This window comes from Streptomyces lavendulae subsp. lavendulae, assembly GCF_002803845.1.
Classification (GTDB): domain Bacteria; phylum Actinomycetota; class Actinomycetes; order Streptomycetales; family Streptomycetaceae; genus Streptomyces; species Streptomyces lavendulae.
Genome location: NZ_CP024985.1, coordinates 4474018 through 4491020, shown reverse-complemented (window position 1 = coordinate 4491020; position 17003 = coordinate 4474018). Strand labels below are relative to the sequence as shown.

Annotated in this window: 13 protein-coding genes; 10 read left to right on the top strand and 3 right to left on the bottom strand. The window is 74.8% G+C overall.

Annotation, left to right across the window (positions count from 1 at the left end; genetic code table 11):
- The first annotated feature begins 55 nt into the window (after nucleotides 1-55).
- The 4 genes from SLAV_RS19715 (at nucleotide 56) to SLAV_RS19700 (ending at nucleotide 2833) form a co-directional block, all read left to right on the top strand.
- A complete protein-coding gene (locus tag SLAV_RS19715) occupies nucleotides 56-1147 on the top strand; it encodes a PucR family transcriptional regulator (RefSeq protein ID WP_030224956.1) in 1092 nt (363 codons plus the stop codon).
- A 346-nt stretch (nucleotides 1148-1493) separates the two neighbouring features.
- Nucleotides 1494-2075, top strand: coding sequence for a class F sortase (locus tag SLAV_RS19710; RefSeq protein WP_051840216.1), 582 nt, complete (start codon nucleotides 1494-1496; stop codon nucleotides 2073-2075).
- A gap of 121 nt (nucleotides 2076-2196) precedes the next feature.
- Entirely contained in the window at nucleotides 2197-2568 is a 372-nt protein-coding gene (locus SLAV_RS19705) for a hypothetical protein (protein ID WP_030224960.1), read from the top strand.
- Between the two features lie 55 nt (nucleotides 2569-2623).
- The gene (locus SLAV_RS19700) at nucleotides 2624-2833 is read left to right on the top strand and encodes a hypothetical protein (protein WP_030224962.1); all 210 of its coding nucleotides are present in this window, start codon (nucleotides 2624-2626) and stop codon (nucleotides 2831-2833) included.
- Nucleotides 2834-2899: 66 nt separating this feature from the next.
- Here SLAV_RS19700 and SLAV_RS19695 read toward each other — a convergent pair whose 3' ends face one another.
- Nucleotides 2900-3310: a hypothetical protein gene (locus tag SLAV_RS19695; RefSeq protein WP_030224964.1), complete on the bottom strand. Its 411-nt coding sequence runs from the start codon at nucleotides 3308-3310 to the stop codon at nucleotides 2900-2902.
- A gap of 119 nt (nucleotides 3311-3429) precedes the next feature.
- On the opposite strand from SLAV_RS19695, the gene SLAV_RS19690 reads away from it, so the two are divergent.
- The 4 genes from SLAV_RS19690 (at nucleotide 3430) to SLAV_RS19675 (ending at nucleotide 8425) form a co-directional block, all read left to right on the top strand.
- Entirely contained in the window at nucleotides 3430-4257 is an 828-nt protein-coding gene (locus SLAV_RS19690) for a hypothetical protein (RefSeq protein WP_030224966.1), read from the top strand.
- Nucleotides 4258-4331: 74 nt separating this feature from the next.
- Nucleotides 4332-6329, top strand: coding sequence for an FUSC family protein (locus SLAV_RS19685; protein WP_078950070.1), 1998 nt, complete (start codon nucleotides 4332-4334; stop codon nucleotides 6327-6329).
- 96 nt (nucleotides 6330-6425) lie between these two features.
- Entirely contained in the window at nucleotides 6426-7136 is a 711-nt protein-coding gene (locus SLAV_RS19680; RefSeq protein WP_234333369.1) for a hypothetical protein, read from the top strand.
- Complete coding sequence (locus SLAV_RS19675) at nucleotides 7124-8425, top strand: sensor histidine kinase (RefSeq protein WP_037686149.1); 1302 nt, start codon at nucleotides 7124-7126, stop codon at nucleotides 8423-8425. The genes SLAV_RS19680 and SLAV_RS19675 overlap by 13 nt, the downstream gene beginning before the upstream one ends.
- A 35-nt stretch (nucleotides 8426-8460) precedes the next feature.
- Here the strand turns inward: SLAV_RS19675 and SLAV_RS19670 are convergent, their stop codons facing one another.
- A complete protein-coding gene (locus SLAV_RS19670; protein WP_030224973.1) occupies nucleotides 8461-10551 on the bottom strand; it encodes a PhoX family protein in 2091 nt (696 codons plus the stop codon).
- Between the two features lie 294 nt (nucleotides 10552-10845).
- Here SLAV_RS19670 and SLAV_RS19665 point away from each other — a divergent pair, with 294 nt between their 5' ends.
- A complete protein-coding gene (locus SLAV_RS19665; protein WP_030224975.1) occupies nucleotides 10846-12756 on the top strand; it encodes a VWA domain-containing protein in 1911 nt (636 codons plus the stop codon).
- Nucleotides 12757-12858: 102 nt separating this feature from the next.
- Here SLAV_RS19665 and aspS read toward each other — a convergent pair whose 3' ends face one another.
- Nucleotides 12859-14688, bottom strand: a complete 1830-nt coding sequence (gene aspS / locus SLAV_RS19660) for an aspartate--tRNA ligase (RefSeq protein WP_030224977.1) — start codon at nucleotides 14686-14688, stop codon at nucleotides 12859-12861.
- Between the two features lie 136 nt (nucleotides 14689-14824).
- On the opposite strand from aspS, the gene SLAV_RS19655 reads away from it, so the two are divergent.
- On the top strand, nucleotides 14825-16981 hold the full coding sequence (locus tag SLAV_RS19655) for a SpoIIE family protein phosphatase (protein ID WP_030224980.1): 2157 nt from the start codon (nucleotides 14825-14827) through the stop codon (nucleotides 16979-16981).
- Nucleotides 16982-17003 lie beyond the last annotated feature (22 nt).

The following is a 17003-nucleotide window of genomic DNA, read 5'->3' as shown; positions in this document are numbered from 1 at the left end:
GGCCTGTGCGAACCCCTTGGCGACAATGGGAGTTCGAACGGAGCGGGGAGCTGGTGTGGCGTCAGGACAGGACGTACCCGAGGAATATCTGACCGGGTACGCGGGGATCCTCGCGGACGTCCGGACCACCGGGCGCCGCCCCGGTCCAGAGGCGCTCGCCGCCCGGCGGGCCCTCGGCGCGCGGGCCGCCGCCGCCGGGTACGGGCTGCGCGGCCTCGTCGGCGCCCATCTCGCCGCCACCCGGACCGCACTCGACGGGCACGGCTCCCCGGACCCCGTGCTGGCGGCGGCGGAGCAGGCCGTGGACGCCTTCGCCGAGGGCTGGGAACGGGCCCGGCAGCTGGTGGTGCGGCGCGAGGAGGCCGCCCGCCGGGAGTACGTCGACGACCTGCTGCTCGGCCGGATCGACCCGGGCGGCCCCGCCGGAGGGGCGTCCCGCTTCGGACCGGCCCCGGCGCCCGCGTACACGGTGGCCGTCGCGCGCGGCCCGCAGCCCTGCGAGGACGCGGGCCCGGCCGCCCGCCGGGTGGGGGCGGCGCTGGCCGGGCGGTTCGGGGAGGGCGCCGCCCTCCTCGCCACCAAGGACGGCCTGCTGGTCTGCGTGGCCCCGGGCGACCGGGACGAGGTGCCGGTCCACTTCGCGCGGCAGGCGTGCGCCGCGCTCCAGGACGCGGGGCTCGTCGCCGTCGGCCGCCCGCGTCCCGGTGCGGGCGGGATAGCCGCCTCGTACGAGGAGGCCCGCGACGCCCTCGGCCTGGCGGACCGGCTCGGCTTCGAGGGGCCGGTGCTGCGCGCCGCCGACCTGCTGGTGTTCCCGCTGCTGACCCGGGACCGGGCCGCGCTGGCCGACCTGGTGCTGAGCGTGCTCGGGCCGCTGCGGGCCGGGCGGGGCGGGGCCGGTCCGCTGCTGGAGACCCTGACGGCCTACTTCGACTCCGGGTGCGTGGCCGCGGAGTCGGCCCGGCGGCTGCGCCTGAGCGTGCGGGCGCTGACCTACCGGCTGGAGCGGATCCACCGGATGACCGGCCACGACCCCGGCGATCCCGTGCAGCGGTACACCCTGCAGACGGCGGCGATCGGGGCCCGGCTGCTGGACTGGCCCGCCCGACCACTGCCGCCGACCCCGGACGCCATACCCGGGGGCTGAACGCGGCCCACTCCGGCTGACACGACGTCACGCACCCGGCGGGGCCTCCACCATCCGGGGCCCGCGCGGCGCCGGACCCGCACCGCGCCGGACCCGCATCGCGCAGGGCCCGCGCCGTGTGGGGCGTCATGCCGCCGGGGGCGGCCCTCACCCGTTCGGAGGCACGGCGTCGAAACGTCGGGAGCGCGCCCGGCGCACCGCCCCGAGCTGCGAAGACTCCGGCACGCAGCCACGACACGCCGGTGACGCGCCGTCACTCCCCGGCGCCCCCGTGCGGTGCCGGGCGGCCCGGAGCGGTCCACTGCTCACAGGAACCGGCCGACCGAGCCGGCCCGGGAGGAACGCCATGGCCCGCGCCCAGTGGATCGTCGCCACGCTGACGGTCACTCTGATCTGCACCGGAGTGGGCCTGTTGCGCGGCAGCCAGGGCGCGGAGCCCGCCACCTCCGGCACCGCCGACGCACTGCCCTCCCGGGCGCTGGGCCTGTCCGGACACCGGCGGCTCGTGCGCGGGCTCGAACACTCCGGGACGCACGGTCCGGGCACCGGGCCCCGGGTGTCCGCCGCACCGCTGCGCGCCTCGCGCCCGCTGCGGCTGCGCATCCCCAGCCTGGGGGTGGACCTCCCGCTGGCGCGGGGCCCGCAGAGCGACGGGGGCGTGGCCGGCTGGGACCCTGCGGGCCCGGTGCCCGGCAGCGCGGGCACCGCCGTGGTCAGCGGGGACGGGCTGCCGCTCGCCGCACTGCGGCGGGGGCGCACCATCGAGATCCCGCGCGCGGACCACCGTACGGCCGTGTTCACCGTCGAACGGATCTCGCCCGGCGCGGTCACCGGCTCCGGCGGCCGGCCCGGGCGGGCCCGGCTGCGGCTGGTCAGCGGGGAGACCACGGTGCTGGCGCGGCTGACCGGGCCGCTGCGCACCGGCTGAGCGCGGGGTCCCGGTGGGGCGGTGGCGGCTGTCAGCCGAGGGGGGTGTCTTCGTCCCCCGGTCGGGGGCTTCTCGGGCCCGGAGGGGGAGCCCCCCGGCGCGCCGGGGCATGGAAGGCGTCATGAGCGGTGCGCGGTACGCGCGGACGGTGCTGGCGCGGGCCCTGACGGTGGCCTGCGTCGCGCTGCTGTGCCTGTTCGGCGCCGGTCCGGCCGTGAGTACGGCCTCCGCCCTGGCCGCGGACTCCCGTTCGGCCTCCTCCGCCCCCGCCGAGCCCACCGAAGGGCAGTCGGACGGGGCCGCGGACTCCGACGCCCGCGCGGCCGTACGGACGGCGGTGCGCACGGCGCCCACCGTCCGGCGGCTGCCGCCGGGGATGTTTCACGTGAAACACGTGAGCGATGCGGCCGGGCCGCCGCACGCGGCCCGGGCCGGGGCGGCCGCACCGGCGGAATCCCTGCGGACGGTACGGAGCGTGGTCCTGCGCTGCTGAGCGGGCCGAGCAGCAGCGTGTCCCCCACACTCCCGAACCACCGTGAGGTTCCGCCATGCCCATCGACCCGTACGCCGCCCTGAACGCCATGCTCCGCGCCGAGGCCGCCCGCTGCTCCCCGCCGGTCCGCCCGGCCCCGGAACGGCCCGCGTCCGCACCGCAGCCGGCCGGCCCCGAGGCGGTGGCGACGACCGCCGCCGTCCCGGGCCGCGAGGAGGAGCCCGTGGCGGCAGCCCGGCCGGGCCCGGCCTCTCCCGCCGCCTAGCCTCGGGGGCGCCCACCGCAGGGGGCGGCGCCGGTTCCCGCACGGGAACCGGCGCCGCCGGGGCCGTCAGTCCTCCCGCGTGTAGTAGCGGTAGAAGGCGGCGAGTCCGACGCCCGCGCCGACCGCGAGGCCGACGGTGATGGACCGGAGTATCGAGGAGTTGGTGAGGCTGTGCAGATAGCCGGTGGCCACGCCCGCGAAGACGCCGTAGGCGGTCGCGTGCAGCTCCCGCATCAGGCGCGGACCGAACTCGTGGAGGGCGAACATGACGGCGGCGAACAGCACGCCGCACAGGATCCCGAAGAAGACGTTGCCCACGGTCACCGGGCCCGTCTGGCGCTGGATCTGGGCCGCCCAGACCCCGTACACGAGGCCGAGCAGCAGTGCGCGGATCAGGGCGTTCCTGCTGCTGTGGTCCACGTTCACCGATGACGTGGGGCGCTGCCTCCGGGACATGGTGGGTGCCGCATGTGCCATGGCGGGGCTCCTCTCTTCCACCATCCAGGGCACACCCGCCGTCCCGGGGCGGCAAGTGGATCACTCGGACGCAGCAGCAGGGGTGGCGGCGTTCACCGCCCGGGGCATTCCCTGGTGACGTGCGCACCTACCTGTCGGCGGCCCTCGTCGTGCTCGTGGCCCTCCTCGTGCCCGCGAGCGCGGTCGCCTACTGGGCCGACCGGGAGCTGGGGAACGCCGACCGCTACACCGCCGCCATGGCCCCGCTCGCCGAGGACCCCGCTGTCCGGGGCGTGGTCGTCAGCCAGGCCACCCGCGCCCTCTCCGGACAGATCGACGCGGGCCCCTTCCAGGGCGGGGTCGACGCCCTGATCGGCGAGGCCCTGCACTCCTTCGCCGGGACCCCGGCCTACCGCACGGCCTGGGACGCCGCCAACCGCGCCGCGCACACCGCCTTCCTCGCCGCCCTCGACTCCGGCCGCGGGAACGCCGTCACCATCGACCTCGCGCCGGTGCTCGCCCAGGTCAGGGGGGAACTGATCGCCGACGGGGTGCCCTTCGCCGACCGCATCCCGGAAACCCACCTGACCGTGAAGGTCATGGAGTACGACAACCTCGGCGCGCTCCGGAAGGGGTTCCGCATGCTCCAGATCGCCGGTGTCTGGCTCCCCCTGCTGACCCTGTGCCTGGCCGTGCTGGCCGTCACCGTCGCCGTCCACCGCCGACGCGCCGTCCTGGCCACCGGTCTCGGGCTGGCCGCGGGGGCCGTACTCCTGTGGACCGCCGTGGTCCTGTGCCGCCGCCTCACCCTCGACGACCTGCCCGCCGACGTCGACCGGGACGCCGCCGGAGCGGTGTACGACGCGCTCACCGCGTTCCTGCGGACCACCGCCTGGGTGGTCCTCGCCGTCGGGCTGGCGGCCGCCCTGGCCGCCTGGCTGGCCGGACGGCTGCGCCGCACCCCATAAGCTCGGTACGTACACACGCATACTCCGCAGAACCCCCAGAAGAACCGATTCGCGAGCGGCGACACGGAAGCGGAATGACCACCGAACGACGCACCGAGCACATACCGTCCGGGCGGCTGCGGCCGAATCCGCTGGCTCCCCCCGCCTGGCTGCTCGCCGGACTGCGGCCGAGCCGCGCGCCCGTGCCCTGGGCCGCGGCCGTACGCGCCGGGATCGCGCTGGCCACCCCGCTCGCCGTCGGCTTCGCCCTGGACGAGCCCGAGTACGGCGCCCTCGTCTCCATGGGCGCCCTCTCCGGGGTGATCGGCGACACCGCCGACGCGTACCGGATGCGGATCCTGAACATCGCCGTCCCGCAGTTCTTCGGAGCCGTCGGCGTCGCCGCGGGCACCCTCGTCTACGGACACGGCTGGCTCGCCGTCGGCGTCCTCACCCTGATCGCCCTCGTCTCCGGGATGATCTCCTCGATCGGCACGGTCGCCTCCGTGTCCGGACTGCTGCTCCTGCTCAACGCGGTCGTCGGGGCCGGGCTGCCGATGCCCGAACCCTGGTGGACCGCCCCGCTGCTGCTCAGCGCCGGCGGCCTGTTCGTGCTCGCCCTGAGCCTGCTGGGCTGGCCGGTGCGCGGCCGGCTGCCCGAGCGGACCGCCGTCGCGGCCGCCTACCGGGCCCTCGCCGACAGCCTGGAGGCCGCGGGCGGACCCGCGTACGAGGAACGCCGCCAGCAGCTCACCCAGGCCCTGAACCAGGCCTACGACCTGGTCCTGGGCCGCCGGGCCCGGGTGCACGGCCGCAGCCCCTCGCTGGTGCGGCTGCAGGCCCAGCTGAACGCGCTGATCCCGCTGGTCGAGGCCGCTCCCGCCGTCCACCTGCGCGGCCGGCCCCTGCCGCCCGCGGTCCCGGCGGCCGTACGGGAACTGGCCGGAACCGTCGAAGCGGGCCTGCCCGGCGCCCCCGTACCGGACCTGCCCGCGCCGCGGAGCCCCTCCGAGCGGGCCCTGGACTCCGCGCTGAGGTACGCCGCGACCACCGCGCGGCTCCCCGAACCGGACCCGTACAACATCGACGACCGGCTCGGCCGGCCCGCCGCCCTGCGGGTCCGGGCCCGGCGGACGGTGCGCGACACGATGCTCTCCGGCACCTCCTGGCGGTACGGTCTGCGCCTCGCCCTGTGCATCGGGCTCGCGCAGTCCCTCGTCTCCCTGATCCAGGTGGAACGGTCCTACTGGGTCGCCCTGACCGTCACCTTCGTCCTCAAGCCGGACTTCGGCTCCGTCTTCTCCCGCGCCGTGCTCCGCGCCCTGGGCACCGCCGGGGGACTGGTCCTGGCGGCCGCCGTCCTCTCCGAGGTACCGCGCGGCTGGTGGGACGTGCCGGTCATGGCGCTGCTGGCCATGCTGATCCCGGTGTTCTCCACCAAGGGGTACGCCTTCCAGACCGCGGCCATCACCCCGGTGATCCTGCTGCTCTCCGACCTCCTCAACCACCAGGGCTTCGACCTGATCCTGCCGCGCCTGGTCGACAGCCTCATCGGCTGCGCCATCGCCCTCATCGCCGGCTACCTGCTGTGGCCCGAGAGCTGGCACACCCGGATCGGGGCCCGGCTCGCCGACGCCGTGGACGACGCGGCCGGGTACGTGGAGCGGGCCTTCGCCCCCTTCGCCGACGACGCCGCCCAGCGGGCCGCCCGGCTGAGCCGGCAAAAGGCCCGCCGCCGCATCTACCGCGACCTCTCGGACGTGCGCAGCGAGTTCCAGCGGGCCCTGACCGAACCCCCGCCCACCGGCCCGCGGGCCGCCGCGTGGTGGCCGCTGGTGGTGGCGGTGGAGCGGATCGTGGACGCGACGACCGCGGCCCGGGTCCGGGTCAACCACGGGGCCGCGCCGCCCGCCGCCGAGGAGGTGGCCGCCCTCAGGGACGAGCTGCACGGCCTGGCGCGGGGGGTGCGCAGCAGCCCGACCCTGAAGGAGGTCCGCGTGCGGCCCTTGCCGCCGGAGGCCCGGGAGTCCGTCCTCGCCCCGGTCCACCAGGAGGTCGTGGCGGCCCGGGCGATCGCCCAGCCGGAGCGCTGACCCCCGGCGGCGGCCGGGCGCGCCTCCCGGAGGCCGCGGTCCCCCGAACGGCGCACGGGCCGGGCCGGGCCCGGCGCCGCGGGGGAGCATCGGAGCATGCACCGGGTCCCGGCCGCGATGGCCCTCGCCGCCGTCCTGGCGGGCGCGGCGGGGTGCGCCGACGTGGAGGGGATCAAGAGCGAGGGCGACCTCGGCACCGTGCACGCCCCGAAGACCCTGTGGCAGGACGTCCGCCCCGAGCCGCCCGCCAAGGGACAGCAGCCGGGCGCGGCCGCCACCGTGCCGGGCCTGCCCCGGGCTCCGGCGCTGACGATGCGCGGGGTGGACGCGCTGGCCGTCGTACGCGCCGACATCACCTCCGCCACCGCCGAGGACGGCGGTACGGGGCGCCTCGTCGACCCGCGCGCGGCGCGGCGCCTCGCGCTCTGCACGGGGGCCGCGGACGGCGGGCCCGACTGCCCGGTGCGGCCCGGCGTCCTGCACGACCTGACCGGTGACGGCCGCGAGGAGCTGATCACCGCCCTGGACGTGGACGGCCGGCTCAGCGAGCTGCGCGTCTACACCGTCCGCGACGACGGCCGGATCGCCCGGATCCTGGCCCGGCGCGGGGTGCTGGAGGGCGTCGAGGTGGCCGCCGAGCACCTGGCCGTCCGCGAGCCCACGACGAACCCGCGCTACAGCTCGGTCTCCGACTACGTCTGGGACGCCGGGACGGGCAGCATGAGCCTGTCGCAGCTCACCCTCGACGAGTGCGCGGCCCTCACCGACGTCCCGCTGCCCGGGAACCGGTCGCGATGCGCGCGCTGAGCAGCCTGCGCTGGAAGATCGCCCTCACCACCACGACGGTGTGCTGCCTGGTCGCCGCCGCGCTGGGGATCCTCGTGCACAACGTGGTCGCCCGGCAGGTCGTCGGCGAGGTCCGCAAGGAGGCGGCCCGGGACCTCGACCACGCCCTCGGCCACTACGAGTACGGGACCGCGCACGGCGACGTGAACGCCGCTCTCGACCCGCCCGGCCTGCCCGCCCCGCTGCGGGCGCTGGTCGCGCGCGGCCGGACCGGGAGCATGGTCGGCACCCACGGGGGCGAGCCCGTCATGTGGGCGGCCGGACCCGCCGACCGCTCGGCCCTCGCGGTCTGGATCCCGTACGGGAACACGCGCGAGCGGCTGCGGGACATCGACACCGCGATCCTGGCCTCCGCGGCGCTCGCGGCCGGGGTCGTGGCCCTGGCCGGTCTCTTCCTCGCCGACCGGATCAGCAGACGGCTCGCCACCACGGCCGCCGTGGCCCGCCGGATCAGCGCCGGGGACCTGGACGCCCGGGTGGGCTTCCCGGCCGACACGGGACCGGACACCGGCGCGGAGGCGGACCCGGGCCCGGACCCGGACGGCCGGCGGCCCCGCCGCTACCGCGACGAGGTGCGGGACGTCGCGCACGCCCTGGACTCCATGGCGGCCTCGCTCCAGGAACGGCTGGAGGCGGAGAAGCGGTTCACCGCGGACGTGGCGCACGAGCTGCGCACCCCGCTGACGGGATCGCTGGCGGCGGCCGCGCTGCTGCCCGAGGGCCGCCCGAAGGAGATGATCAACGACCGGCTCGGGGCCCTGCACCGGCTCACCGAGGACCTGCTGGAGATCTCCCGGCTCGATTCGGGCGTGGAGCGCGCCGACCTGTCCCGGGTGGAACTGGGCCGGGCCGTGGAGCGGGCCGTCGCCGCGACCAGGCTGCCTGCCGAGGTCCGGGTGGTCCGGGACGCGGTGGTGCTCACCGACCGGCGGCGCCTGGACCGGATCCTGGTCAACCTGCTGGTCAACGCCCACAAGCACGGCCGGCCACCGGTCGAGGTGACGGTGGAGGGGCCGGTCGTGGTGATCCGCGACCACGGTCCGGGCTACCCGGCCGAGCTGATCGAGCACGGTCCGAAGCGCTTCCGCACCGGGGATCCCGGGCGCGGCCGGGGCCACGGCCTGGGCCTGACCATCGTGGCGGGCCAGGCCGCGGTCCTGGAGATCGCGCCGGTGTTCGCCAACGCCCCGGACGGGGGTGCGCTGACGACCCTGCGGCTGCCGGTGGGCCGGCTGCCGGAGGCCGGCTGACCGCGCTGCGGCCGGCCGGCTCCCTGACCTGTGGATCAGACGCCGATGTTCTTGCCGTCCTTGCGCCAGACCGACACGACCGCCGGGCGGACGATCTTGCCGGGCCCGTCGGGCCACACCGACTGCGGCTTCTCTACGGACGCGCCGTCGATCTCGCCCGGGTGCTGCACCGCGACCAGGACGCGCTTGTCCTGGACCAGCGGACCGCAGGTCTCGGCGCCGCGCGGCACGGTCAGGAACTGCTTCAGCTCACCGCGGCGCTCACCGGCGGTGGCGACGCCGAACAGGCCGTCGTGCGAGCCGAGCTGGTTGCCGTCCGTGGAGATCCACAGGTTGCCGTGCGGGTCGAAGGTGACGTTGTCCGGGCAGGAGATCGGGCTGACCTTGTCCTTCGGGAAGCCCGCGAAGTAGGTCGAGGCGTCGTTCGGGTCACCGGCGACCAGGAACAGGCGCCAGGCGAAGCCGTCGCCCGCCGGGTCATCGAAGTTCTCGGCGAGCTCCAGGATCTGGCCGTGCTTGTTCAGGTTGCGCGGGTTGGCCTCGTCCGCACCGGCCTTGCCGGCCTTGCCGCGGTCGGTGTTGTTCGTCAGGACCACGTAGACGCGGCCGGTGCGCGGGCTCGGCTCGATGTCCTCGGGGCGGTCCATCTTGGTGGCGCCGACCTTGTCACCGGCCTGGCGGGTGAAGACGAACACCTCCTCGGCGGTCATGCCCTCGACGTGCGAGACGTTGCCGGAGGCGGAGGCGGTGGCGAGCTTGATCCAGACGCCGGAGCCGTCGAACTGGCCGTCGGCGGGGAGCTTGCCGGAACCGTCGACCTCGGCGGCCGGGGAGTCGCCGGTCAGCTTGGCGACGTAGAGGGTGCCCTCGTCGAGGAGCGTGAGGTTGTGCTCCTTCGCCGCGCGGCTGTCGCCCCGCTTCATCTGCTTGCTGGACACGAACTTGTAGAAGTAGTCGAAGCGCTCGTCGTCGCCCATGTACACGACGGGACGGCCGTCCTCGGTCAGCCGGGGCTGGGCGCCCTCGTGCTTGAAGCGGCCCAGCGCGGTGCGCTTGCGCGGGACGGAGTTCGGGTCGTACGGGTCGAGCTCGACGACCCAGCCGAAGCGGTGGGACTCGTTGGGCTCCTGGAGGCAGTCGAAGCGCTTGTCGAACCGCTCCCACTTGCGCTCGGTGGCGCCGGTGCTCACGCCGTACCGCTTGAGGCGGGCCGCCTCGGCCGGGTCGGTGACCTGGCCGGCGTTGGCGAAGTACTGGTTGAAGTTCTCCTCGCCGTGGAGGGTGGTGCCCCACGGGGTGGTGCCGCCCGAGCAGTTGTTCAGCGTGCCGAGGACCTTGGTGCCGGTCGGGTCGGCGGAGGTCTTCAGCAGCGCGCTGCCCGCGGCCGGGCCGGTGAGGCGGAACTCGCTGGTGGCGGTGAGCCGGCGGTTGAGCTGGTGGCGGTTCACGGCGGTCAGCTTGCCGGAGCGGTGGTCCTCCTGGACGACGACGACGCCGAGGCCGTGCGCGGCCCAAGCGACCTCGACCTGCTCGCGGGTCGGGTTGGCCGGGTCGTAGCCCTTGAACATGAGGTTCTCGTCCGTGTACTCGTGGTTGGCCACGAGCAGCTGCTGGCGCTCGTAGCCGCCGCCGAGCGGGAGCAGGCTCAGGAAGTCGTTGTTGTACCCGAATTGACCGGCCTGGGCGGCTGCGGTCTGCTTGTCCGGATTGAACGCCGGGGCGCCCTTGACGATCGGGTCGCCCCAGCGGATGACCACGTTCTGGTCGTGGCCCTCGGGGACGGTCACCCGGTCGTCGGTGTTCGGCGCGACGGCCTTGAAGCGCAGGCCCCGTGCGGCCTCGCCGGAACCGGCCTTGGGGTCGGCGGAGGGTGCCGCCTCGGCGGGCTGGCCGCCGCCCGCACCGAGGGTGACGGCGGTGCCGGCGGCGGTGGCGACGGTGACCACCGCGGCGGAGCGGAGCATCGAGCGGCGGGAGTAGGCGCGGGCTATGACGTCGCCGACGTACTCGTTGTCACTGGTGTTGGGCACTTCGTGGAAGCAGGCGTCGCCGCAGCGGTAGCGGCAGGTGAGAGCGGAACGGCCGCTGCCGTGCGGGTTGCCGATGAGCGGCAGGAGCTTGCGCACGAGGTGTCCTCCGGTGGGTGCACGCCGCCGACGACGTGGCGGAACGAATCAGCGGTGACGCTAGGCGCGGGTTGCGCCGATGCAGCGGCGCCGGAGTGAACGCTGGATGAACCCGGCACGGCGGAGGGGCAGTTCGGGCGGAGACCGCTGTTCCCTGGTTGGCTGGGCGCCACGAAGGGCGCCCCTGCCGAAGTTCCAGCCAAGGGGCCGATAACCTTACGTGTCCACTCTGGGCAGGGATCAACCGCGCAGCACGGACAAATGACGCACGCACTCATGCGAAAGGCCTGGCCCATGGGTATTCGGAGCTTGTTGCGCAAGGTGTTCGGACGGTCGGCCGAGCCGGTTCCGGAGACGTCGGATTCCACTGCTTCGGCGGCGGTCCCCAGCCAGGCGGAACGCACTCCCCTGGACGCGGCCGCCGATCTGGTGGCGGCCTCCTTCGACAACCCCACCGTCCCGCCGCAGTCGGCGCCGCGCGACCGCGAACCGGGCACGCTGCTGACCGCCCCGGCGCAGTCGACGGACCCCACGGTCCCGGAGGCCCGCCGCCCGTCGCCTCCGGCAGCCACCACCCCTGCAAAGCCGACCCCGGCCACCCCCGCAGCCGAGGCCGCCCCGGCGGAGCCGGAGACCCCGGCCGAAGCCGAGGCCGCCCCGGCGAAGGCAGAGGCCGTCGCCGCCGAGCCGGAGGCCGAGCCCACTGCCGCACAGGCGGAGCCCGAGGCCGCCCCGGCCGAGCCGGAAGCCGAGGCCGTAACGGCCGAAGCCCCGGCCACCACGGAGGCACTGCCCGAGGCCCCGGCCGAAGAGGCCGAGCCCGAAGCCGTCACCGCCGAGAGCCCCGCCCCGCAGGCCGACGCCGCCCTGGCGGAGCCCGCCGCGGACGCGGAGTCCGAGGCCCCGGCCGAAGAGGCCGAGCCCGAGGCCGTCTCCGCCGAGCCGGAGGCCGAGCCCACCGCCGGCGAGGCGGAGCCGGAAGCCGCGGCCACCGCTGCCGCGGCGGAGCCGGAGGCCGAGCCCACCGCGGAGGCACTGCCCGAGGCCCCGGCCGAAGCGGCCGAGCCCGAGGCCGTCACCGCCGAGACCCCCGCGCCGCAGGCCGACGCGGCCGAGCCCGTCCCCGCCGACGCGGAGCCGGAGACCGAGGCTGTCGAGGCGGACGCCGTAGCGGCCGACGCGGAGCTCGTCGCCGCCCAGGAGGGGCCCGAGGCCCCGGCCGAAGCGGCCGAGCCGGAAGCCGTCACGGAGCCCGAGGCCACCCCGGCGGAGCCGGAAGCCGAAGCCACCGCCGACCCGGCGCAGCCGGAGACCGAGGCCGTCGCCGCCCAGGCGGACGCCGAGCCCGTCGCGGACGCGGAATCCGAGGCCCCGGCCGAAGCAGCCGCGCCGCAGGCCGACGCCGAGCCCGAAGCCGCCCCGGCGGAGCCCGAGGCCGAGCCCGTCGCCGCCCCGGTGGACGCGGAGCCCGAGGCCGAGCCCGTCGCCGCGCAGGTGGACGCGGAGTCCGAGGAGGCTGGTACCGCGCCGGAGGCGGAGTCGCAGGGGCCCGCCATCGCCGCGGCAGCGGTGCGGCGGCGGGCGCCCGAGGTGGCGGCCGCGTACAAGGCCGCCGGCCAGGTGCTCCGCACCAAGGGCAGGACCGGCGCCCGCGCCAAGGTGTACCTGGTCCTCGACCGCTCCGGTTCCATGCGCGGCTTCTACAAGGACGGCAGCGCCCAGCACCTCGCCGACCACGCCCTGGCCCTGGCCGCGCACCTCGACGAGGAGGCCACCGTCCACACGGTGTTCTTCTCCACCGAGCTGGACGGCACCGCCGAGCTGACCCTCGACACCCACGACGCGGCCTGGGTCGAGGCCCGCCACGCCGAACTCGGCCGGATGGGCCGCACCAGCTACCACGTGGCCGTGGAAGCCGTCCTGGAGCGCTACGCGAAGGACGGCGGCACCGGCCCCGCCCTGGTCGTCTTCCAGACGGACGGCGCGCCCGACAACCGCCAGCCCGCCCGGCAGGCCATCGTCGACGCCGCCGCCACCGCCCCCGACGTCCACTGGCAGTTCGTCGCGTTCGGCGACCACGAGAACAAGGCCTTCGACTTCCTGCGCAAGCTGGACGCCGACAACGCCGGCTTCTTCCACGCCGGCCCGGCCCCCGCCGAGCTCGCCCCGGCCGCCCTCCTCAAGGGCCTGCTCGACCGGTTCTGAGCAACCCCGGACGGCAACGAAAAGACGAAAAGGCGGCGCCCCCCTCCCGGACCGGGAGGGGGGCGCCGCCTTCGTACGAGCGGGCCCACGGGCCCACGGGCCTCAGCCGCGCGGCGAACCGGCGTCCGGGGCGACCGCGTCGGAGACGGACCGCTCCGAGGCCGCGGCCTTGGTCTCGACCGGCTTGCGCAGCGCGATGTTCAGCTCGCGCAGGCGGGACTCCTCCAGCACCGTCGGCGCGCCCATCATCAGGTCCTGGGCGTTGCCGTTCAGCGGGAAGGCGATGGTCTCGCGGATGTTCGGCTCGTCGGCCAGCAGCATCACGATGCGGTCCACGCCCGGGGCGATGCCACCGTGCGGCGGGGCGCCGAGGCGGAACGCGCGCAGCATGCCGGCGAACTCGCGCTCGACGGTCTCGGCCTCGTAACCGGCGATCTCGAAGGCCTTCAGCATGACCTCGGGCTCGTGGTTGCGGATGGCCCCGGACGACAGCTCGATGCCGTTGCAGACGATGTCGTACTGCCAGGCCAGGATGTCCAGCGGGTCCTTCTCCTCCAGGTCCTTCATGCCGCCCTGCGGCATGGAGAACGGGTTGTGGGAGAAGTCGATCTTGCCGGTCTCCTCGTCCTTCTCGTACATCGGGAAGTCGACGATCCAGCAGAAGCGGAAGACGTTCTCCTCGAACTGGCCCGCCCGCTTGGCCGCCTCGACGCGCACGCCCGACATGATCTTGGAGACCTCGTCGAACTCGCCCGCGCCGAAGAACACCGCGTGCCCGGCCGCCAGGCCCAGACGCTCGGTGAGGACCTTGACGTTCTCCTCGGTGAGGAACTTGGCGATCGGGCCGGTCAGGCCGCCGTCCTCGCCCACGCGGACCCAGGCCAGGCCCTTGGCGCCCAGCGAGATCGCGTACTCGCCGAGGCCGTCGAAGAACTTGCGCGGCTGCGCGGCGGTGTCCGGGACGGCCAGCGCACGCACGTGCTTGCCGGCGAACGCCTTGAACTCCGAGCCCTCGAAGACGTCGGTGATGTCGACGAGCTCCAGCTTGGCGCGCAGGTCGGGCTTGTCGTTGCCGTACTTCAGCATCGACTCGCGGAACGGGATCCGCGGGAACGGCGAGGTGACCTCGCGGCCCTTGCCGAACTCCGTGAAGATCTCCGTCATCAGGCGTTCGATCGGCTGGAAGACGTCCTCCTGCTCGACGAACGACATCTCGACGTCGAGCTGGTAGAACTCGCCCGGCGAACGGTCGGCGCGGGCGTCCTCGTCACGGAAGCAGGGCGCGATCTGGAAGTACCGGTCGAAGCCGGAGATCATCAGCAGCTGCTTGAACTGCTGCGGCGCCTGCGGCAGCGCGTAGAACTTGCCCGGGTTCAGACGGGACGGGACGACGAAGTCACGGGCGCCCTCGGGGGAGGTCGCGGTGAGGATCGGGGTCGCCATCTCGTTGAAGCCGAGGGCCACCATCTTCGAGCGGATCGACGCGATGACGGCCGAGCGCAGCATGATGTTGCGGTGCATGCGCTCGCGGCGCAGGTCGAGGAAGCGGTACTCCAGGCGCCGCTCCTCGTTCACCCCGTCGTCGGTGTTGATCGTGAAGGGCAGCGGGGCGGCGGCGCCGAGCACCTCGACCTCGACGGCCTCGATCTCGATCTCGCCGGTCGGCAGCTCCGGGTTGACGTTGTCGGCGCCACGGGAGACGACCTTGCCGTCGACCCGCACGACCGTCTCCTTGGACAGCTTGTCCAGGACGGCGGCGGCCGCGGTGCCGGGGCGGGCCACGAGCTGCGTGATGCCGTAGTGGTCACGCAGATCGATGAAGAGGATGCCGCCCAGGTCTCGACGATTGTGCAGCCAGCCGCTCAGCCGGACGTCGGAGGCGACGTCGGAGGCACGGAGCTCGCCGCACGTGTGGGACCTGTACCGATGCATCAGTCATCCAGTTCTACGCGATACCAGGGTGGATTCAACCGTCCCAAGGTTACCGTCCGGGCGGGCCGCCGCGCGGGCGCGCCCGTACAGGGGGATGAACAGGCAGCCCGACCGGATGACCTGTAAAGATGACCGGGTGCGCACCGAGGACGTCCTGGCCGCCATCGCGACCGGTCTGTGGCGATGGGACAACGCCTCCGGGACGGTCACCCTCGACGGCGAGGCCGCCCGGCTGCTCGGGCTGCCCGCGGAGCCCGTCGTCCTGCCGGAGGCCGCCGCCCGCTCCCGCTTCCACCCGGTGGACTGGAACGAGATCAACGGCATCGTGAACCTCGCCGTCGCCGAGGGCACCCTCGCCGAGGCCCGGCTGCGGATCATGGACGAGGACGGGCGGGTGCTGCGCACCGTACGCAGCCGCTCCAAGCCCCTGCAGAACCTGACGGCCGACGGCCGCGTCGACTACGAGCTGATCGGCACCATCCAGGAGATCGCCGAACCGCAGCCCGGCACCACGGCGGCGCACACCCCCATCACCGGCGACTGGCGCCGCTCCCGCGAGGCCTTCCTGCTGGACGCGGGCCGGGCGCTGGCCGAGGCCCGCTCCACCGCGGAGGTGCTGCGGGTGGCGGCCTCGCTGTCCATGCCGGGCTTCAACCCGGACGGGCTGGCCGTCTTCGGGGTCGCGGGCGACCGGCTGTCGGTCATCGGCCACCACGGGCACGGCCCCGGGGACGAGAGCCCCTTCACCGACATGCCGCTGGACACCGACTACCCGGCCGCGGAGGTCGTCCGGAACGGCCGGGCGATCTACCTGCCCAGCCCCGAGGACTACCGGCGCCGCTTCCCCGTCACCTGGCCGCTCGCCCGGCGCTTCGGACGCGCCTCCTGGGCCTTCCTGCCGCTGATCGTGGCCGGGCGGACCATGGGCGCCTGGATGGCCGCCTTCAAGCACCCGGTGTCCTTCTCGCCCGACGAGCGGTCCGTGCTGACGACGGTGGCCCGGATGCTGGCCCAGGCCCTCCAGCGGGCCGGGGTGGCCGAATCCGAGCGGGAACTCACCACCGGGCTCCAGCGGTCGATGATGCCGCAGCTGGGCCCCGAGATCCCCGGCATGACCCTCGCGGCCCGCTACGTCCCCACCGGCGGCGGCCTCCAGGTCGGCGGCGACTGGTACGACGTGATCCCGCTGCCCTCCGGCCGGTTCGCGCTGGTCATCGGCGACGTCCAGGGGCACGACGTACGGGCGGCCGGCCTGATGGGCCAGCTGCGGATCGCCGTGCGCGCCTACGCCTCCGAGGGCCACCGCCCCGACGCCGTGCTCTCGCGGGCCTCCCGCTTCCTGTCCGGGCTCTGCTCCTCCCAGGAGTCGGATCCGGCCGAGGGCCCCGACTACCAGAGCCCGCGCTTCGCGACCTGCCTCTACGTGGAGTGCGACCCGGAGACGGGCCTGCTGGAGGTGGCCCGCGCCGGGCACCCCGACCCGGCGATCCGGATGGCCGACGGCACCGTCCTGATGCGGCCCACCGCGGGCGGCCTGCCGCTCGGCATCATCCCCGACACCGACTACCCCACCACCCGGTTCACCCTGGAACCCGGCGAGACGATGATGCTCTGCACCGACGGGCTCATCGAAACCGGCGGGCACGACCTGGACACCGGCTGGGCCCGGCTGCGGGCCATCCTCGAATCCGGGGCGCACGACACGGAGAGCCTGGAGAAGCTGGCCGACCTGCTGGTGCAGGCCGTCCACGGGCCCTCCTCGCACCACACCACCGGGCCGCTGGCCGACCGCCGCGAGGACGACATAGCCGTGGTGCTGCTGTGCCGCGAGAGCGCGGACTGCGGCTGCGGGACCCCGCTGTCGCACCCGGCGCGGCCCGCCCGGCGCACGGTGCTGACCGTGGCGCAGGCGGAGCCGGAGCGGATCGCGGGGGCCCGGCGCCAGGTCCGGGAGCTGCTGCACGACTGGACGGATCCCGAGCAGGTCGACGCGGCCGAGCTGATGGTCTCCGAGATGGTCACCAACGTACTGGTGCACACCGACGGCGACGCACTGCTGGTCGCGGAGGCCGTGGGCGAGCTGGGCGCGCGCCGGCTGCGCGTGGAGGTGGCGGACGCCAGCGACGAGCTGCCGCACATGCGCCACCCCGGGGAGATGGCGTCGAGCGGGCGCGGCGTCCTGCTGATGGAGATGCTCGCCGACACCTGGGGCGTCGACCCGCGCGGCGCGGGCAAGTCGATCTGGTTCGAGCTGCGCGAACGCTCCAAACCGGCCGAGGACCAGGCCCGGTAGTTCCCCCCTGACGGCCGAAAGG